Origin of the sequence: Microbispora sp. NPDC046973 (genome assembly GCF_040644495.1) — a bacterium.
GTDB lineage: Bacteria > Actinomycetota > Actinomycetes > Streptosporangiales > Streptosporangiaceae > Microbispora.
Map to the genome: position 1 here is coordinate 306,078 of NZ_JBEYWQ010000002.1, position 17,896 is coordinate 323,973.

A 17,896-nucleotide genomic window follows, 5' to 3' on the forward strand; every position below is an offset into this window, starting at 1 on the left:
GGGGGCCTCGCCGCGTTCGCGGTCGATCGGGGGCCTCGCCGCCGTTATAGGCGGTCGGGGGCCTCGCCGCGTTCGCGGATGAGGGCGGTGAGCTGGGCCACCGCCCGCCGCGATCGTTCCCGCTCGGTGCTCTGGATGCCCATCGCGCCCAGGCTGACCCCGTCGGCGAGATCCAGCTTGGGCCAGGGGTCGCCCTCCACCATGGTGACGTCCAGCACCTCGGCCCACTCGAAGCGGTGGACCCGCAGCGGGTTCACCACCGTGATCCCCTTCTCGTCCGCCCGCACCCGCAGGCGGCCGAGCAGGTGCAGCACGCACGCCACCACCACGCCGAAGGCGACCATGCCCAGCCGGTCGGGCAGCTTGAACTGCTCCGGCAGGCCGACGGCCAGCAGGATCGAACCGATCACCATCACCGCCGCCATGCCGTACGCGATGATCGTCGTGACGCGGGGACGCCAGGTGACGGGCAGCGGCGGCGCGCTCTCAGGCATGGCGCCCCCCGCCGGTGGGCACGGCGCGGCGGCGTACGGCGTGGCCGGCCTGCGGGGCCGCGGGCGGATGCTGCGTGATCACCAATCAAGTCTTCCCGGCTCGGCGCTGCGGATGCGAGGGCTGCGGCTTCGAGGATCGGGCGAGTCAGCCGGCGAGGCCGCGAAGGAGGAGCGCGGTCTCCAGGGCGGCGACCGTCGCCTCGTAGCCCTTGTCCTCCTTGCTGCCCGGCACGCCGGACCGCTCGACCGCTTGATCAAGGGTGTCACAGGTCAGCACCCCGTTGCCCACCGGGGTCGACTCGTCGAGCGAGACCCTGGTCAGGCCCGCGGTCACCGAGTCGCAGACATAGTCGAAGTGGGCCGTCTCCCCCCGGACCACCACGCCGAGCGCCACGACGGCGTCGCAGCGCCGGGCCAGGGCCTGCGCGACCACCGGAATCTCCAGCGACCCGGCCACGCGGGCCGTGACCACGGCCGCGCCGCTGTCGCGCGCCGCCCGCTCGGCCCGCGCGAGCAACTGGTCGGTGATCTTCTCGTGCCACCGGGCGGCCACGATGCCGACGGTCAGCCCGCCCGCGTCCACCGCCGCCGCCTCCGGCCGTCCCTGACCGCTCATACGCCCTCCTCGCCTGACGGCTCGGAGCCGCATGAGCGGACCCCGCTGTGCCTATTGACTCGCTCGCTTCGCTCGCTCATGGCGCCTCCTTGCCGAAGTGTTCACCGTGGATGTCGCGGGGGACGTCGCCCGAGATCTCGTGGCCGAGCCGGTCGCGCTTGGCGGTCAGATACCTCTCGTTGTACGGGTTCATCGCCACCGGCATGGCCTCGCGGCCCAGGACCTTGATGCCGTACCCGTCCATCCCCCGCACCTTGGCCGGGTTGTTGGTCAGCAGCCGCACCGACTTGACGCCGAGGTCGGCGAGCATCTGCCCGGCGTTGGAGAACTCCCTGGCGTCCACCGGCAGCCCCAGCTCCAGGTTGGCGTCGACGGTGTCGCTGCCGTTGTCCTGCAGGCTGTAGGCCCGCAGCTTGGCCAGCAGGCCGATCCCCCGCCCCTCGTGGCCGCGCAGGTAGACGATCACGCCGCGCCCGTTCTCGGCGATCATGCGCATGGCGGTGTCGAGCTGCACGCCGCAGTCGCAGCGCAGCGAGCCCAGCACGTCGCCGGTGAGGCATTCCGAGTGCGCCCGGACGAGGACGTTCTCGCCGTCCTCGATGTCGCCGTACACGAGCGCGAGATGCTCGCCGCCGTCGAGCGCGCTGGCGTAGCCGTACGCCCGCCAGACGCCGTACCGGTTGGGGATGCGCGTCTCGGCGACCCGGGTGACCATCCGCTCGGACCTGCGGCGGTACTCGATGAGCTGCTCGATCGACACCAGCGCGAGGTCGTGCTCGTCGGCGAACTCGCGCAGGCGGGGCAGGCGCGCCATCGTGCCGTCGTCGTTGACGATCTCGGCGAGCGCGCCGGCCGGGGTGAGCCCGGCGAGCCTGGCGAGGTCCACCGACGCCTCGGTGTGCCCGGGCCGCACCAGCACACCGCCCTCCCGATAGCGCAGCGGGAAGATGTGCCCCGGCCGGACCAGCTCGTACGGCTCGGTGGCCGAGTCGCACAGCGTCCTGATCGTCTTGGCCCGGTCGGCGGCTGAGATGCCCGTCGTCACCCCGTCCCTGGCGTCCACGCTGATCGTGTACGCGGTGCGCAGGCGCTCGCGGTTGTCCTGCACCATCAGCGGCAGGCCGAGCCGGTCGAGCGTGGCGCCCTCCATGCCGACGCAGATGACGCCGCTCGTGTGACGGATCATGAAGGCGACCAGCTCGGGCGTGGCCTTCGACGCCGCGAAGATGAGGTCGCCCTCGTTCTCGCGGTTCTCGTTGTCCACCACCACGACGGGCCTGCCGTCCCTGATGTCGTTGACGGCCCGCTCGATCGGGTCCAGCCTGATCTCGCTCATGCGCCCTCCTCGCCTGACGGCTCGGAGCCGCATGAGCGGATCGCACTGTGCTCGTCGATTCGCTCGCTCATGGGGTCACCGCCCGCAACTCGCGCGACTGGCGCAGCCAGTCCCGGAACCCGATCATCACCATCACGAAGAACAACCCGTACACGAGGCCGGAGACCACCAGCCCGGAGCTGAACGCCAGCGGCACCCCCACGAGGTCCACGGCGACCCAGATGATCCAGAAGTCGACCAGCGCCTTGCCCTGCGCCCAGGTCGCCACCGCGCTGCCGACGAAGATGTAAGCGTCCGGCCACGGCGCCCAGGAGATGTTCCAGCCGCGGGAGTTGAGGAAGGTGAACAGCAGCGCCACCGCGACCGTCCCGGCGATCATGACGCCCACGAGCGCCACGCGCTCCCGGACGCGCGCCGAGCGGATCGGCAGCTCCGCGCCGCCGCGCGTGCCGCGCGACCACTTCACCCAGCCGTAGACCGCCAGGATGCCGAACAGCGCCTGCTTGAGCGCGTTGCCGGTGATGTGCGCGCTGACCGACGCCACGAACAGCAGCACCGACCCGAGCAGCTGCACCGGCCAGGTCCAGATCGTCTTCCTGATCGCGAGCCACACCGTGCCCAGCGCGCACACGTTGCCCACCAGGTCGGTCCACAGGACGTGCTGCCCGAAGACGTCGAACCCTGCCTCCGTCCAGCTCATGCCGCCTCCTCGCCTTCGGCTCGGAGTGGCATGCGCCGGACACCGTGCCTATCGGTTCGCTCGCCGCGCTCGCTCATGCCACGACCCCCTTGGCGGTCGCCGCGGTGAGCTTCTCGACGTACTTGGCGATCACGTCGACCTCGAGGTTGACCGGCTCGCCCGGCTGCTTGCGGCCGAGCGTGGTGAGTTCGAGGGTGGTGGGGATCAGGCTGACGGCGAAGGAGTCGTCCGTCACATCGGCCACGGTGAGGCTGATTCCGTCCACCGCGATGGAGCCCTTCTCGACGACGTAGCGGGCGAGGTTCGCGGGCAGCGAGAGCCGCACGACCTCCCAGTGCTCCCCGGGCTCGCGCGACAGCACCTCCCCGGTCCCGTCGACGTGGCCCTGCACGATGTGCCCGCCGAGCCGCTGGTCGGCCCGTACGGCGCGCTCCAGGTTGACCCGTGAGCCGGGGCGCAGGGCCCCGAGCGAGGACCGGTCGAGGGTCTCCTTCATCACGTCGGCGGTGAAGGAGTCCCCTTCGGCGTCGGCCACCGTGAGGCAGACGCCGTTGACGGCGATCGAGTCGCCGTGTCCGGCGTCGGCGGTGACGATCGCTCCGCGCACCGTGAGGCGCGCGGAGTCGCCTTGCGGCTCGAGTGCCACGACCTCGCCGAGCTCCTCGACGATTCCGGTGAACATTCAGCTCTCCTTAGGGGACTGCGGGCCAGGGAAGTTCGCACGCACTGGGGACTTCGCAGACTCGGGGGACTCCGCAGACTCGGGGGACTCCGCGGACGCGGGGGACTTCGGGCGCAGGACCAGCCTGAGGTCGGGTCCGACGGGGGTGACACCGGCGAACTCCAGCCGGTGGATCTCGGTGATCGTCGAGACGCCCGCGGGGCCGAGCGCGGCGGCCCCCGCCCCGAGCAGCGCCGGGGCGAGGTAGCCGACGACCCGGTCGACCAGGCCCTCCCGGAGGAAGGCGCCGGCGAGGGTGGGCCCGCCTTCGATCAGCACGCTCACGACCTGCCTGGCGTGCAGCTCGGCCAGGAGGGCGTGCAGGTCGATCCCACCGGGGCCGCGCGGGAGCCGTACGGCCTGGTGGGACAGGTGGGCGGGGACGGCCGCGTCCTCGGCCACGGCGACCAGCGTCGGGGCCTCGCCGTCGAGCACACGGGCGGCGGCCGGGGTGCGTGCGTCCGAGTCCACGACCACGCGCAGCACGGGCGCCGCGCGCAGGGGGGCGGGGACGCGCGCGGTCAGCCGGGGGTCGTCGGCGAGCACGGTGCCGATGCCGGCGACGACGGCGTCGCTCTCGGCCCGCAGGCGGTGCACGTCGGCCCTGGCCTCGGGCGAGGTGATCCACTGGCTGGTGCCGTCCTCTGCCGCAGAGCGGCCGTCCACGGTGGCGGCGAACTTCCAGGTCACGTACGGCCTGCCGGCCCGCACGGAGGTCAGCCAGGCGGCGTTGACCTCCTCGGCCTCGGCCGTCAGCACGCCCTCGTCCACCACGACGCCGTGCCGGCGCAGGACGGCGGCGCCGCCCGCGGCCTTCGGGTTGGGGTCGGAGACGGCGACGACGACCCGGGTCACGCCCGCCTCCAGGAGGGCGGCGGAGCAGGGGCCGGTCCTGCCGGTGTGGTTGCAGGGCTCGAGCGTCACGTAGGCCGTGCCGCCCCTGGCCCTTTCGCCGGCCTCGCGCAGCGCCACGACCTCGGCGTGCGGGCCGCCGGCGTAGGCGTGGAAGCCCTCTCCCGCGACCTCGCCCGACGGGTCGAGGATCACACAGCCGACGACGGGATTGGGGCTGGTGCCGCCCAGGCCCCGGGCCGCGAGCGCGATCGCGCGCCGCATGTGAAGGATGTCCCCTGAGGTCACCCCGGTCTTCCTCTCGCCGTTGTCTACGGCGGGCCCCGGGGATCGTTCGGGATGCGGCCTCGCATCACCTGCACGGGCAGCCTCGCTGCCGGCGCGGCCACACGGCCGTCCGGCGGCACGACGGCCGCCCGTTCGCGCGCTTCCTCCCATCCGGACTTTCACCGTCGGTCCTGGAATCTCACCAGGTCCACCGGCCGATGGCTTCGGCCGGGTCGCGGACTGTCACCCCTGGGGACAGGGGTGTCACCGCCGGTTCGGAATTACACCGACCCCGGAGCACGCTGCTCTGCTACCCGTCAGTGTAGCCGTGCCCGGCTCGTTGCCGTAGGGCGGGATTACGGTGATCTGCGGCACACGCTTACCAGAAGTGGTTGGTCTCAGCTATGTGCGGTTTGTGTCACAAAGTTGTGACACAAAAGCATTTGTGTAATAAGTAGTGTTCCGCGTCACGTATACCGAGGTCAATGCGGTCGCAGGACACAAGGTGATTTACTTTGCACAACGAAGCAAGCAAGTGGCGAACTGTCCGCCTCAAGTGATTGACCCCCGCAAAATTAGTTGCCAGGGTTCCCTATAGTCGGATCTCTTCCGATCGTTAATGGTCCATCCGGGAGCACCGCACCATGACGTTCCCCTCCTCGACCGCGACCGACGCCGCCGCGGAGTCCGCGGACACCGCGGCCACGGCCGGTTCCGGTTCCGCCGTCGTCGGCCGCTCGCCCGGCCAGCTCATGTGGCGCCGTTTCCGGCGTGACAGGACGGGCGTGATCTCGGCGATCATCGTGCTCGCGTTCTTCCTGATCGCGCTTCTGGCTCCCGTGATCGCCGCGTTGTACGGCAAGGATCCGTACACGACGTACGGCCAGAACCAGCCCGGCCTGCTCAACGAGTTCGGCTACCCGATCGCGCCCAACGGCGGCATGAGCGGCGACTTCTGGTTCGGCCTGGAGCCGGGCCTGGGCCGCGACGTGTTCACGCAGCTCGTGTACGGCATCCGCACCTCGCTGAGCATCGCGGTCGTCGTGACCGTGATCACCACCATCATCGGCGTCGCGATGGGCATCACCTCCGGCTATCTCGGCGGCAAGACGGACTACGTGATCGGGCGGGTCATCGACACGCTGCTCGCCTTCCCCTCGCAGCTCTTCCTGATCGTCTTCCTGCCGGTGGTCGAGGCCGCGATCGTGCTGCCCGAGGAGGAGACGCCCGTCTGGCTGCGGTACGTGTCCATCTGCGTCGTCCTCACCGTCCTCGGCTGGGCCACGATCGCCCGGCTGCTGCGCGCGCAGGTGCTGTCGCTGCGGGCGCGCGAGTTCGTGGAGGCCGCCCGCGTCACCGGCGCGTCGCCGGGCAGAGTGATCTTCAAGGAGCTGCTGCCCAACCTCTGGACCCCGATCATCATCCAGTCCACGCTCGCGCTCCCGCTGTACGTGGGCGCCGAGGCCGGTCTCGGCTTCCTCGGCGTCGGCATGACCGAGCCCACCCCCGACTGGGGCCGGATGTTCCAGGTGGGTGTGAACGTCTACCACTCCGACGTGACCTACCTCCTGTTCCCCGGGGTGTCCATGCTGATCTTCGTCGTCGCCTTCAACCTGCTCGGGGACTCCATCCGCGACGCCTTCGACCCCAAGACAAAGCGCTGACCACGCGCGCTCTCCCCCATAGGAAGGACCACATGAGATCGCATAGCAGGCGGATCGCCTCGATGACGGCCGTGCTCGCGGCGGGCGCGCTCGCCCTCGCCGGCTGCGCCAAGGGCGGGGGCGGCGGGGCGCCCCAGGGCGCGTCGGGCACCTCGCAGAAGCCGCTGGAGAACAAGGCCGTCAGCGCCATCTCGGTCGGCACCGCGGCCGACTCCACCGGCCCCGCCCCCGAGGTGCCGGGCGCCAAGTCCGGCGGCACGGTCTACATGATCGACCGGGACGACTTCAGCCACCTGGACCCGGGCCGCGTCTACGTGAACTACAACTCCTCGGTGTCCCACCTGTTCACCCGCCAGCTCACGGCGTACAAGCACGACGACTCCGGCAACATCAAGCTCGTCGGCGACCTGGCCACCGACACCGGCACCACCACCGACAACGGCAAGACGTGGAAGTTCACGCTCAAGGACGGCCTGAAGTGGCAGGACGGCTCGCCGATCACCTCCGCTGACATCAAGTACAGCTTCGAGCGCCTGTTCGCCGACTTCATCACCGAGGGCCCGGACTACGCCGAGACCTGGCTGGTCCCGGACCCGAAGAAGCCGTTCCGCGACCAGTACAAGGGCCCGTACGACGGCAAGGAGCTCGACACCATCGAGACTCCGGACGACAAGACGGTGGTCTTCCACCTCAACGGGCCGCACCCCGACTTCAACTTCACCGTGGCCATGACCGGCTACGGCGCCGTGCCCAAGGCCCACGACACGAAGCAGAAGTACGACAAGCAGCCGTTCTCCTCGGGTCCGTACAAGATCGTGAGCCACATCACGGACAAGTCGATGGACCTGGAGCGCAACGAGAACTGGGACCCGAAGACCGACCCGATCCGGCACGCGTACCCGGACAAGTTCCACATGGAGTTCGGCCTTCAGTCGCAGCAGACCACCGAGCGCTTCATGGCCGACACGGGCAACGACAAGCAGGCGTTCACCTTCCACAACCCGGTCGCGCCCGAGCGCACCCAGGAGGTGCTGAACGACCCCGAGCTGATGAAGCGGTCGCTGCAGGGCCTGACGCCGTTCACGACCTTCTACAACATCAACACCAAGCGGATCACCGACGTCAACGTCCGCAAGGCCATCATCACGGCCTGGCCGTCCAAGCAGATCCAGCAGCTCCAGGGCGGTGAGATCTCGGCCGGCAAGATCGCCACGACGGTCATGAGCCCGACGGTGCTCGGCTACGAGGCGTTCGACCTGTACAACAAGCTCCAGAAGCCCGAGGGCGACCCCGAGGCGGCCAAGGCGCTGCTCGCCAAGGCGGGCAACCCGAACCCGACCGTCGTCTACGCCTACAACCAGACGCCGACCCAGGAGAAGATCACCGTCGCCATCAAGGAGGCGCTGACCAAGGCCGGCTTCAAGGTGGTGGCCAAGCCCCTGAACCCGACGACGTACTACGACGCCATCGGCCCGGTGGACAACAAGTACGACATCTACTGGGGCGGCTGGGCGGCCGACTGGCCGACCGGCTCGACCGCGATCCAGCCGCAGTACGACGGCCGCCTGATCTCCGACAACCAGCCGAACTACACGCACCTCAACGTGCCGGAGATCAACGACGCCATCGACAAGGCCAACGCGATCACCGACGCCGCCGAGGCGGGTAAGGCGTGGGCCGCGATCGACCGGCAGATCATGGACCAGGCCGCGATCGTCCCCGAGTTCTACCAGACCTACTTCGGTCTGTACGGCTCGGGCCTCGGCGGGGTGAAGTTCGACCCGGTCGAGGGCGAGCAGTCCGCGCTCGACATCTACGTGAAGTAGCACACCCCCGGGTCCGCCGCCCCTTCGCGGGGGCGGCGGACCCCCGGCCCGTCCCGCCCGCAGGAGCAAGTGCGAGACCATGACCAGCTATCTGGTACGCCGCGTCGCCGGCGCCCTCGTGATCCTGATCATCATCAGCGCGATCACGTTCTACCTCTTCTACGCCGTCCCGCGTGACCCCGCCCGGGCGTTCTGCGGCAAGATCTGCCAGCCCGAGACGCTGGCGCTGATCCGGCACAACCTGGGCATGGACGAGCCGCTCTTCGTGCAGTACTGGCACTGGCTGGCGGGCATCTTCGCGGGCCGGGAGTTCGTCCAGTTCGGCGAGTGCCCGGCGCCCTGCCTCGGCTACTCCTTCGCCACCCAGGAGCCCGTCTTCGGCGCCATCGTCGACCGCTTCCCTGTGACGCTGTCGCTCACCCTGGGCGCGTCGGTGGTCATCTTGGCGTTCGGCATCCTCACCGGCATGATCGCGGCCTGGAAGGTCGGGCAGCCGCTCGACAAGATCGCCAGCGCGTCGTCGGTCGTCGGGGCCTCGCTCCAGATCTACTTCGTCGGGCCGCTGCTGGCGTTCTACCTCGTGGACACCATGCACCTGATCCCGCGCCCGTCCTACGTGCCGATCACCGAGAACCCGCTGGACTGGTTCACCCACCTGATGCTGCCCTGGGTGGTGCTGTCGATCATCTTCACCGCCAACTACACGCGCATGACCCGCTCCCAGATGGTCGAGCAGCTCGCCGAGGACTACGTCCGCACGGCGCGCGCCAAGGGCATGTCGAGCCGGGCGGTGTTCTTCCGCTTCGCCTGGCGCGGCGCGGTGATCCCCATCATCACGATCTTCGGTGTCGACCTCGCCACGCTCCTGGGCGGCGCGATCATCACCGAGCAGACGTTCAGCCTGCACGGCATCGGCGAGCTTGCCGTACGCGCCGTGCAGAACACCGACCTGCCGATGCTGCTCGGCGTGACCATCGTGGGCGCGGCGGCGATCGTCCTGCTGAACATCGTCGTGGACGTGCTCTACGCGTTCATCGACCCGCGGGTCCGCCTGAGCTGAGCCCCGCCCTACCAAGCCGAACGCCAACCAAGTCCAACCCGGAACTGGAGCAGCAAGTGACCACCGTGTCGTGGAGCAGCGAGCCGGGGACCTCGCGCGGCCCCGGGCCGTTCCTGTCCGTCCGCGACCTGAGCGTCGAGTTCAGCACCGAGGACGGCATCGTGCACGCCGTCGACGGCCTGTCCTTCGATCTGGAGAAGGGCACCACGCTCGGCATCGTCGGCGAGTCCGGATCGGGCAAGTCGGTGACCAACCTCGCCATCCTCGGCCTGCACGACCCCGCCCACACGAAGATCGGCGGGGAGATCTGGCTGGAGGACCAGGAGCTGATCTCGGCGGACCGCGGCACGATGGAGAGACTCCGCGGCAACCGCGTCGCCATGATCTTCCAGGACCCGCTGACCGCGCTGTCGCCGTTCCACACGATCGGCCGGCAGATCGGCGAGGTCTACCGCAAGCACAAGGGCGCGAGCAAGAAGGAGGCCCGCGACCGGGCCATTGAGATGCTCCGGCGCGTGGGCATCCCCCAGCCGGAGACGCGGGTGGACCACTACCCGCACGAGTTCTCCGGCGGCATGCGGCAGCGCGCGATGATCGCGATGGCGCTGGTGTGCGACCCCGACCTCCTCATCGCCGACGAGCCGACGACCGCGCTCGACGTGACCGTGCAGGCGCAGATCCTCGACCTGCTCAAGGAACTCCAGCAGCAGTTCGGCACCGCGATCATCCTGATCACCCACGACCTCGGCGTCGTGGCCGGCACCGCCGACAACGTCATGGTCATGTACGCCGGGCGGGCCGCCGAGCGCGGCACCGTCCGCGAGGTGCTGCGCGAGCCGCGCCACCCCTACACCTGGGGCCTGCTGTCGTCGATGCCGCGCCTGAACTCGTCCGTGGACGTCCCGCTGAGGCCGGTGCGCGGCACTCCCCCGAGCCTGCTGAACCCGCCGTCCGGCTGCCCGTTCCACCCGCGCTGCGACTACCCGGAGCTCGCCGGGCCGGAGCTGTGTTTCAAACAGCGGCCGTCGATCTCCCCGGAGACCGGGCACGGCGACGCCTGCTACCTCACCCTCGAGCAGAAGAGGGAACTCCGCACCGCGAAGACCGAGGACCGCGCATGAACGAGACGCTGCTGGAGCTCAAGGAGCTGGTCAAGCACTTCCCCGTGCGGGGCGGCGCGCTGATCAAGCGTCAGGTCGGGGCCGTCCACGCGGTGGACGGCATCGACTTCACGGTCGGCGCGGGCGAGACCGTCGGCCTGGTGGGCGAGTCGGGCTGCGGCAAGTCCACCACCGGCCGCCTCGCGGCCCGCCTGCTCGAACCCACCTCGGGCAAGATCCTCTACCGGGGGCAGGACATCAGCCACAGCTCGCGCAGGCGGCTCAAGCCGATCCGGCCCGAGATTCAGATGATCTTCCAGGACCCCTACAGCTCGCTCAACCCGCGCCAGACCGTGGGCACGATCATCCGCGGGCCGATGGAGGTCAACGACATCAACCCGCCCGGCGGGCGCAAGAAGCGGGTCCAGGAGCTGCTGGAGATCGTCGGCCTCAACCCCGAGCACTACAACCGCTTCCCGCACGAGTTCTCCGGCGGCCAGCGGCAGCGCATCGGGATCGCCCGGGCCCTGGCGCTGGACCCCAAGCTCATCATCGCCGACGAGCCGGTGTCGGCGCTGGACGTCTCCATCCAGGCCCAGGTGGTCAACCTGCTGCAGGAACTGCAGCGCGACCTCGGCATCGCGTTCCTGTTCATCGCGCACGACCTCGCCGTCGTACGGCACTTCTCCCAGCGCGTCGCCGTCATGTACCTCGGCAAGATCGTCGAGGTCGGCGACCGTCAGTCGATCTACGAGCGGCCCCGGCATCCGTACACACACGCCCTGCTGTCGGCCGTGCCCGAGCCGGACGTGTCGAGCGAGCCGCGCGAGCGCATCCGCCTGGCCGGCGACGTGCCCTCGCCGATCAACCCGCCGTCCGGCTGCCGGTTCCGCACGCGCTGCTGGAAGGCCCAGGACAAGTGCGCCACGGAGGTGCCGCCCCTGGTCAGGCTCAGCGGCAACCGCGAGGGCCACCTGACCGCCTGCCACTTCCCCGAGGCGCCCACCACGCAGGGCGAGGACGTGGTCCTCGACCCCGCCCTCGCCTGACGCGCGCTCAGGCGGGCGGGGTGGCCCGCTCGGCGAGGCTCCTGAGCTCCGCGACGGCGCGGGCGGGGTCGTCGGCGCCGTAGACGGCGTTGCCCGCGACGAAGACGTCGGCCCCGGCCTCGGCGCAGCGCTCGATCGTCTCCGCGGAGACGCCGCCGTCGACCTGGAGCCACACCTCGCCGCCGTGCTTGTCGATCAGCGCCCGGGCCCGCGCCAGCTTCGGCAGCACGATGTCGAGGAAGCGCTGCCCGCCGAAACCGGGCTCGACGGTCATGACGAGCATCATGTCGATCTCGGGCAGCAGGTCCTCGTACCCCTCGACGGCGGTCGCCGGGTTCAGCGCCAGGCCGGCCCGCGCCCCGGCGGCGCGGATCGCCCGCAGCGTACGCACGGCGGCCTTGGCCGCCTCGGCGTGGATCGTGACGCTGGCCGCTCCCGCCTCCGCGTAGTCCGGCGCCCACCGGTCCGGGTCCTGGATCATGAGGTGGCAGTCGACCGGCGTCGAGGTGGTCTTCAGCAGCGACTCGACGACCGGCAGGCCGAGCGTCAGGTTCGGCACGAAGTGGTAGTCCATCACGTCGACGTGGAGCCAGTCGGCGACGTTCTCCACCCGTGCGGCCTCGTCGGCGAGGCGGGCGAAGTCTGCGGAAAGGATGCTGGGCGAGATCTGAACGGCCATAGTGCCTGCAGTCTATTTCGCCCGGGCGTCCGTCCCACCCCTCCCCGGCGGCCCGGACGTTCGCGGACGCGGGCTTCACAGGCTGGACGTGTCCGCCTGTGCTTCGGGGGCGAGCCGCCGGTGACGCGGTGACGAGCCGGTGGATTCGCCGCTCTGCCGATGGTCGGTGAGCTCGCGCAGGTGCCGGATCGGTGAGGCCAGCAGGACCAGCGGTATGCAGACGGCCGCGACGACGAAGATCATTAGGGTGACCCGGCCGCCGAGCATCCCGGCGACCACACCGGCGACCAACCCGCCGATCGGGATCGCGCCCCAGGAGACGAAGCGGACCGTGGCCATCACCCGAGGCAGCAGGTCGGGCGGGCTGGCGATCTGCCGGTACGTGCGGGTCACCACGCTGAGCATCACGACGCCGGCGGCGAACACCACGTTGCCCGCGGCGAAGGCGGCGAAGCCCCGCCAACCGGTGCCGAGGGGAACGACGAGCGCCCCGGCGACCGCGACGACGCCGGCGACGATCAGGGTGCGGGCGGTGCCGAGCCTGGCCGTGACCCGGTTCGTCGAAGCCGCGCCGATCAGCGTGCCGACGCCGTCCGCCGCCAGCAGCAGGCCGACGAGGCCGGGCCCGGCGTGCAGCTCGCGTACGAGGTACAGCGCGTAGAGCGCGTGCTGCGCCCCGCAGACCGTGTTGGCCGCGGTGGCGGCCCACATGCACGGACCCATGACCGGGTGGTGCACGACGAAACGCCAGCCTTCGCCGATCATCGCGCGCACCGGCGGCCAGCGGTCGGGGGCCTGTGCGCGGCGTTCGGGCAGGGTCCGCAGCAGCAGGGCCGAGACAAGGTAGCCGGCCGCGTCGACGAGAAGGGTGGGCACCGCCCCGAGCACCTGGACGACGAGGCCGCCGACCGACGGCCCACCGAGCTGAGTGGTGGCGTGGGTGCCGGACGTCAGGCTGTTGCGGGACTGCAACTGCTCCTTGCTCACGATCGACGGCAGGAAGGTCGAGTTGGCGACGTCGAAGACGACGTTCGCGAAGCTCGTCACGAGGGCCACGATCACCAGCTGGGCGACCGTCAGCCGGTCGAACCACCAGGCCAGCGGGATGGAGACGACCGCCGCCGCGCGGGCCAGGTCGGCGCCGATCTGGACCCTTCGCATGGGGAGTCGCTGCACCACCACCCCGGCCGGCAGGCCGATCACGATCCAGGCGACGTAACCGGCGGCGGCGATCATGCCCATCTGGAGCGCGGAGGCGTCGAGCACCGTCAAGGCCGTCAGCGGCAGCGCCACCGCGCCCACCGCCGAGCCGACCGCGCTGGTCGTGCCGGCCGTCCACCACCGCCAGAAGACGCCCGCTCCACCTCCACTGCCGATTCCCATCCCGGCGCCTCTCCTCAGTGAGTTCCATAATGGAACGCACTATACTGGAGCACGTGAAGCGCGCCGATCTGCCCGACTCCGACTGCGGTATCGCGCAAGCGCTCGGAGTGATCGGCGACTGGTGGACGTTCCTGATCGTGCGCGACATCGCGGGCGGCATCACCCGCTTCGACGGCCTTCAGCGTGAGCTCGGCGTCAGCCGCCGGGCTCTGGCCGAACGCCTGGCCGGGCTCGTCGAACACGGGGTGCTTGAGAGGCGGCCCTATTCCGATCGCCCGCCGCGCTACGACTACGTGCTGACCACCAAGGGTGAAGGCCTGCTGCCGGCGCTCATCGCCCTGCAGGATTGGGGCGCCAGACATGTGATGGGCGACGGGGCGCTGACCGCGACCAGCGAGGAAGGATCCGCCGAGAGCCGTCGGGTGCACGATCTGGTCAACCGGAAGCTGCCGGACGTCGTGCTGGAACGACACGACGGCGAGCCGGTCGCGCCCCACGCACCGGGCGCCTGGACCGTGCTCTACTTCTTCCCCGGCGCCTTCGCCCCGGGCACCCAGGGCTACCCGCCCGGCTGGGCCGACATCCCGGGGACGAAGGGTTGCACTCTGGAGGCTCTCACCTACGCGTCACGGTGCGCCGACTTCGAGGCGGCGGGTGCCGCGATCCGAGGCGTGAGCACCCAGCGACCCGACCAGTTGGCCGCCTTCGTCGCGCACGCGAGGTTGCCCTATCCCCTCCTGTCCGACCAGGACAGCAGGCTCGCCGCCGGACTGCTGCTGCCGACCTTCCGAACGTCCGGCGTCGACCGCTTCAAGCGCCTCACCCTGTTGGTCGACCCCGGCGCGATCATCCGGGCGGTGCAGTTTCCGATCAGCGATCCGGCCGGTTCCGTGGAGGAGATGCTCGCCCTCGTCCGCGGTCGATGACGACCGTCACCGCGCGTCCGTCGCCCAGGAGATGCCCGGCTCTGCACGCGGGCGGTGGCGGCGGGACTGTCAGGAGCGGCGCAGCAGCGCCAGGAACATCGCGTCCGTGCCGTGCCGGTGCGGCCAGAACTGCGCGTACGGCCCGTCGCCGAGGCCGGGCACCTCGGGCAGGAACGCGCGGGCGTCCAGCACCTCGACCCGGTCGCGCACGTCCTCCACCACCGCCCGGGTCTCGGCCAGGTGCGGCGAGCAGGTCACGTACGCCACGACGCCGCCCGGCCGGACGGCCTCCAGCGCCGAGTCGAGCAGCCGCCGCTGCAGCGCGGTGAGCTCGGGGATGCTCCGGGGGTCGCGCCGCCAGCGGGCCTCCGGCCGCCTGCGCAGGGCGCCGAGCCCGGTGCAGGGGGCGTCGAGCATGACCCGGTCGAACGCGCCGGGCCGCCAGGCGGGCCGCGTGCCGTCGGCCGTGATCACCTTCGCCTCGCGGGTGGTGCCCCACACCAGCCGGGCGCGGTGATACTGCACGTCGGCGCCGAGCAGCCGGGCGCCCCGCTGCGTCGCCACCGCGTCGAGCAGCCCGGCCTTCCCCCCGGGGCCCGCGCACATGTCCAGCCAGGTGGAGTCCCGCTCGAGCGGCACGCGGGTCAGCGCGAGCGCGACGAGCTGGCTGGCCTCGTCCTGCACCGCGGCCCGCGCCTCCCCTACGGCGGGGATGGAGCCCGGGTCGCCCTCCGGCAGGTAGACCGCGTACGGCGAGTAGGCGGCCCGCTCGGCCCCCGCCTCGACCAGCTCCTCCACCGTGGCCCGCCCCGGCCGCGCCACCAGCGCCACGCGGGGGCGCTCGTTGTCGGCCTCCAGCAGCGCGGCCGTCTCGTCCACGTCCCCGCCGACCGCGTCGCGCAGGGCGGTGACGATCCAGCGCGGGTGGCTGTAGGTGACCGCCAGGTTGCCGGCCGGGTCCTGCGCGCGCGGCGGGGCGACGATCTCCAGCCACTGCTCCAGCGTGCGGCCCGCGACCTTGCGCAGCACGGCGTTGGCGTAGCGGGACGGGCCGGGCCCGACGCGCAGCCGTACGAGGTCGATGGTGGCGCTGACCGCCGCGTGGGGCGGGATCCGCGTGCGCAGAAGCTGGTGAACGCCGAGACGCACCGCGTCGAGCAGCGGCGGGTCCACCTCCTCCGGAGGACGGTCGCTGCACGCGGCGATGACCTCGTCGTAGGTCCCGAGGCCGCGCAGCGTGCCGTACGCCAGCTCGGTGGCGAGGGCCGCGTCGCGTCCGGCGATCCGCCGCTGCCGCAGCAGGGCCGGCATGAGCAGGTTGGCGTAGGCGTCGCGCTCGTCGACAGCCCGCATCAGGTCATAGGCGGCGTTGCGCGCCTCGTCACGGGGCGGGCGCCCGCGGCCCTGCTTCGGCTGCCCGGCCTTCGCCGCGTGCGGGGTCTGCCCGCCGTGGCCCGCCCTGCCGCCGTGTCCCGGGCGGACCTGCCCTGAGCCGCCGCCCTTGCCGCCGCCCTGGCCGCTCCCCTGGCCACGCCGCGCGCCGCCGCCGCCCTGACCTCTGCCCTGCTTCACGGTGTCACCCTCGACCCTGCCACCTTCGACCCTGCCGCCTTCGACGTTGTCACCTTCGACGCCGCCGCCCTCGGCCCTGCCACTCGCTGATCCGCCGCCTCGGCTCCGCCGCCCGCCACGCCGTCCTCCCGGCACGGGGCCGGGGCCGGATCCCGGCGGGCAGGGCCCTTCAGACCAGGGTCTCACCGTCCGCGAACCGGACGCCGCGGCCCCATTCGGCCGCGCTCATCTGCCGCTTGCCCTGCGGCTGCACCTCGCCGAGTTCCACGGGGTGGGTGCCGGTGCCGACGAGGACGGTCTTCCGCGTGGCCGCGATCTCCCCGGGGGCGAGCTTGCCCGCGTCGGGCGCGAGCCGAACCGGGCCGATCTTGACGCGCTGGCCGCGGAACTCGGCCCAGGCGCCGGGAGCCGGAGTGCAGGCCCGCACCAGCCGGTCCACTCGCATCGCGGGCGCGGTCCAGTCGATCCTGGCGTCCTCGACCGTGATCTTCGGGGCCAGGCTGACGCCGTCCGCGGGCTGCGGACGCGCCTCCAACGTGCCGTCCTCGACGCCGTCGAGCGTGGCCAGCAGCAGGCCCGCGCCCGACTCCGCGAGCCGGGCCAGCAGCGCGCCGCTCGTGTCATCCGGCCGGATCTGCTCGGTGAGCACGCCGAACACCGGCCCCGCGTCCAGCTCCTTCACGATGCGGAAGGTCGAGGCGCCGGTGACGTCGTCGCCGCGCAGCACGGCGTGCTGCACGGGCGCCGCGCCGCGCCAGGCGGGCAGCACGGAGAAGTGCAGGTTGATCCACCCCTGCGGAGGGATGTCGAGCGCCGCCTGCGGCAGCAGGGCGCCGTACGCGACCACGGGGCAGCAGTCGGGGCCGATCGCCCTCAGCCGGTCGAGGAACTCCGGGTCCGCGGCCTTCGCCGGCTTGAGCACCTCGATTCCCGACTCCTCCGCCAGCTGGGCCACCGGGCTGGGATGCACCTTGCGCCCCCGGCCCGACTGCGCGTCCGGCCGGGTCACGACGGCCGCCACCTCGTGGCGGGGCGAGTCCAGCAGGGCGCGCAGCGACGGGAGCGCGGTGTCGGGCGTGCCGGCGAAGACCAGGCGCACTACAGAGCCCTTCCCTGCGTGGCGTGCGGCGAGATCTTCACCACCGGAGCCGACAGGCCGCTCCACTCGGCCTCGCGGATCGCCTTCATGGCGAGCTTGCGCTGCTTGGGGTCCAGCCGGTCGATGAACAGCACGCCGTCCAGGTGGTCGGTCTCGTGCTGGAAGCAGCGCGCCATGAGGTCGGTGCCCTCGATCGTCACCGGCTCGCCGTGCATGTCGAAGCCCTTGGCCACCGCCCTGATCGCGCGGGGCGTCGGGAAGGACAGGCCGGGGAAGGACAGGCAGCCCTCCTCGCCCTCCTCGTCCATCTCGCCGCCGAGGTCGAGATCGGGGTTGATGAGGTGCCCGAGCTGCTCGTCCACGTAGTAGGTGAACACGCGCAGGCCGACGCCGATCTGCGGCGCGGCCAGGCCTGCGCCCGGCGCGTCCATCATCGTGTCGGTCAGGTCCTTGACGAGCTTGCGCAGTTCCTTGTCGAAGTCGACCACCGGCTCGGCCGGGGTGCGCAGCACCGGGTCGCCGAACAGGCGGATCGGCTGAATGGCCAAGGGT

Annotated in this window: 17 protein-coding genes and 1 riboswitch; of the genes, 6 read left to right on the top strand and 11 right to left on the bottom strand. The window is 71.2% G+C overall.

What is annotated here, in order from left to right:
- Positions 1-44: 44 nt before the first annotated feature.
- The 6 genes from ABZ860_RS05470 to ribD all read right to left on the bottom strand — a co-directional run bounded on the left by ABZ860_RS05470 (position 45) and on the right by ribD (position 5,007).
- Positions 45-494 (bottom strand): PH domain-containing protein, encoded by a 450-nt coding sequence (locus tag ABZ860_RS05470; RefSeq protein ID WP_357215447.1) that lies wholly within the window; start codon positions 492-494, stop codon positions 45-47.
- 145 nt (positions 495-639) lie between these two features.
- Positions 640-1,110: a 6,7-dimethyl-8-ribityllumazine synthase gene (gene ribH / locus ABZ860_RS05475; protein WP_357215450.1), complete on the bottom strand. Its 471-nt coding sequence runs from the start codon at positions 1,108-1,110 to the stop codon at positions 640-642.
- A 76-nt stretch (positions 1,111-1,186) separates the two neighbouring features.
- The gene (locus ABZ860_RS05480; protein ID WP_357215452.1) at positions 1,187-2,446 is read right to left on the bottom strand and encodes a bifunctional 3,4-dihydroxy-2-butanone-4-phosphate synthase/GTP cyclohydrolase II; all 1,260 of its coding nucleotides are present in this window, start codon (positions 2,444-2,446) and stop codon (positions 1,187-1,189) included.
- A gap of 67 nt (positions 2,447-2,513) precedes the next feature.
- On the bottom strand, positions 2,514-3,146 hold the full coding sequence (locus tag ABZ860_RS05485) for a nicotinamide mononucleotide transporter family protein (RefSeq protein ID WP_357215454.1): 633 nt from the start codon (positions 3,144-3,146) through the stop codon (positions 2,514-2,516).
- A 73-nt stretch (positions 3,147-3,219) separates the two neighbouring features.
- The gene (locus ABZ860_RS05490; protein WP_357215457.1) at positions 3,220-3,828 is read right to left on the bottom strand and encodes a riboflavin synthase; all 609 of its coding nucleotides are present in this window, start codon (positions 3,826-3,828) and stop codon (positions 3,220-3,222) included.
- Positions 3,829-5,007, bottom strand: coding sequence for a bifunctional diaminohydroxyphosphoribosylaminopyrimidine deaminase/5-amino-6-(5-phosphoribosylamino)uracil reductase RibD (gene ribD / locus ABZ860_RS05495; protein WP_357215460.1), 1,179 nt, complete (start codon positions 5,005-5,007; stop codon positions 3,829-3,831).
- A gap of 132 nt (positions 5,008-5,139) precedes the next feature.
- A riboswitch (FMN riboswitch) is annotated at positions 5,140-5,291 on the bottom strand.
- Positions 5,292-5,630: 339 nt separating this feature from the next.
- Here ribD and ABZ860_RS05500 point away from each other — a divergent pair.
- From ABZ860_RS05500 to ABZ860_RS05520, 5 genes are all read left to right on the top strand, one after another.
- On the top strand, positions 5,631-6,650 hold the full coding sequence (locus ABZ860_RS05500; protein ID WP_357215463.1) for an ABC transporter permease: 1,020 nt from the start codon (positions 5,631-5,633) through the stop codon (positions 6,648-6,650).
- A 32-nt stretch (positions 6,651-6,682) separates the two neighbouring features.
- Positions 6,683-8,476 (top strand): ABC transporter substrate-binding protein, encoded by a 1,794-nt coding sequence (locus tag ABZ860_RS05505; protein WP_357215465.1) that lies wholly within the window; start codon positions 6,683-6,685, stop codon positions 8,474-8,476.
- A 79-nt stretch (positions 8,477-8,555) separates the two neighbouring features.
- Positions 8,556-9,536 carry an ABC transporter permease gene (locus tag ABZ860_RS05510; RefSeq protein ID WP_357215468.1) on the top strand — a complete coding sequence of 327 codons (981 nt, stop codon included), beginning with the start codon at positions 8,556-8,558 and terminating at the stop codon, positions 9,534-9,536.
- A 56-nt stretch (positions 9,537-9,592) separates the two neighbouring features.
- Complete coding sequence (locus tag ABZ860_RS05515) at positions 9,593-10,657, top strand: ABC transporter ATP-binding protein (RefSeq protein WP_357215471.1); 1,065 nt, start codon at positions 9,593-9,595, stop codon at positions 10,655-10,657.
- Positions 10,654-11,685 (top strand): dipeptide ABC transporter ATP-binding protein, encoded by a 1,032-nt coding sequence (locus ABZ860_RS05520; RefSeq protein WP_357215474.1) that lies wholly within the window; start codon positions 10,654-10,656, stop codon positions 11,683-11,685. Before ABZ860_RS05515 ends, ABZ860_RS05520 begins: the two co-directional genes overlap by 4 nt.
- Before the next feature lie 7 nt (positions 11,686-11,692).
- Here the strand turns inward: ABZ860_RS05520 and rpe are convergent, their stop codons facing one another.
- The gene (gene rpe, locus ABZ860_RS05525; RefSeq protein WP_357215476.1) at positions 11,693-12,364 is read right to left on the bottom strand and encodes a ribulose-phosphate 3-epimerase; all 672 of its coding nucleotides are present in this window, start codon (positions 12,362-12,364) and stop codon (positions 11,693-11,695) included.
- A 75-nt stretch (positions 12,365-12,439) separates the two neighbouring features.
- A complete protein-coding gene (locus ABZ860_RS05530; RefSeq protein ID WP_357215479.1) occupies positions 12,440-13,747 on the bottom strand; it encodes an MFS transporter in 1,308 nt (435 codons plus the stop codon).
- A gap of 53 nt (positions 13,748-13,800) precedes the next feature.
- Between ABZ860_RS05530 and ABZ860_RS05535 the strand changes: the two genes are divergently transcribed.
- Complete coding sequence (locus ABZ860_RS05535; protein ID WP_357215482.1) at positions 13,801-14,673, top strand: winged helix-turn-helix transcriptional regulator; 873 nt, start codon at positions 13,801-13,803, stop codon at positions 14,671-14,673.
- Positions 14,674-14,742: 69 nt separating this feature from the next.
- Here ABZ860_RS05535 and ABZ860_RS05540 read toward each other — a convergent pair whose 3' ends face one another.
- The 3 genes from ABZ860_RS05540 to def all read right to left on the bottom strand — a co-directional run bounded on the left by ABZ860_RS05540 (position 14,743) and on the right by def (position 17,892).
- Entirely contained in the window at positions 14,743-16,245 is a 1,503-nt protein-coding gene (locus ABZ860_RS05540) for a transcription antitermination factor NusB (RefSeq protein WP_357215485.1), read from the bottom strand.
- Between the two features lie 169 nt (positions 16,246-16,414).
- Complete coding sequence (gene fmt, locus ABZ860_RS05545) at positions 16,415-17,344, bottom strand: methionyl-tRNA formyltransferase (RefSeq protein ID WP_357215488.1); 930 nt, start codon at positions 17,342-17,344, stop codon at positions 16,415-16,417.
- Positions 17,344-17,892, bottom strand: a complete 549-nt coding sequence (gene def / locus ABZ860_RS05550; RefSeq protein WP_357215491.1) for a peptide deformylase — start codon at positions 17,890-17,892, stop codon at positions 17,344-17,346. The genes fmt and def overlap by 1 nt, the downstream gene beginning before the upstream one ends.
- Between the last annotated feature and the right edge of the window lie 4 nt (positions 17,893-17,896).

Excerpts from the sequence above, each read along its gene's own strand:
- ABZ860_RS05490 (WP_357215457.1), bottom strand. The coding sequence starts at position 3,828 with ATGTTCACCGGAATCGTCGAGGAGCTCGGCGAGGTCGTGGCACTCGAG.
- ABZ860_RS05485 (WP_357215454.1), bottom strand. The coding sequence starts at position 3,146 with ATGAGCTGGACGGAGGCAGGGTTCGACGTCTTCGGGCAGCACGTCCTG.
- ribH (WP_357215450.1), bottom strand. The coding sequence starts at position 1,110 with ATGAGCGGTCAGGGACGGCCGGAGGCGGCGGCGGTGGACGCGGGCGGG.
- ABZ860_RS05530 (WP_357215479.1), bottom strand. The coding sequence starts at position 13,747 with ATGGGAATCGGCAGTGGAGGTGGAGCGGGCGTCTTCTGGCGGTGGTGG.
- ABZ860_RS05500 (WP_357215463.1), top strand. The coding sequence starts at position 5,631 with ATGACGTTCCCCTCCTCGACCGCGACCGACGCCGCCGCGGAGTCCGCG.
- ABZ860_RS05510 (WP_357215468.1), top strand. The coding sequence starts at position 8,556 with ATGACCAGCTATCTGGTACGCCGCGTCGCCGGCGCCCTCGTGATCCTG.
- ABZ860_RS05520 (WP_357215474.1), top strand. The coding sequence starts at position 10,654 with ATGAACGAGACGCTGCTGGAGCTCAAGGAGCTGGTCAAGCACTTCCCC.
- rpe (WP_357215476.1), bottom strand. The coding sequence starts at position 12,364 with ATGGCCGTTCAGATCTCGCCCAGCATCCTTTCCGCAGACTTCGCCCGC.
- ABZ860_RS05480 (WP_357215452.1), bottom strand. The coding sequence starts at position 2,446 with ATGAGCGAGATCAGGCTGGACCCGATCGAGCGGGCCGTCAACGACATC.
- ABZ860_RS05505 (WP_357215465.1), top strand. The coding sequence starts at position 6,683 with ATGAGATCGCATAGCAGGCGGATCGCCTCGATGACGGCCGTGCTCGCG.
- ABZ860_RS05470 (WP_357215447.1), bottom strand. The coding sequence starts at position 494 with ATGCCTGAGAGCGCGCCGCCGCTGCCCGTCACCTGGCGTCCCCGCGTC.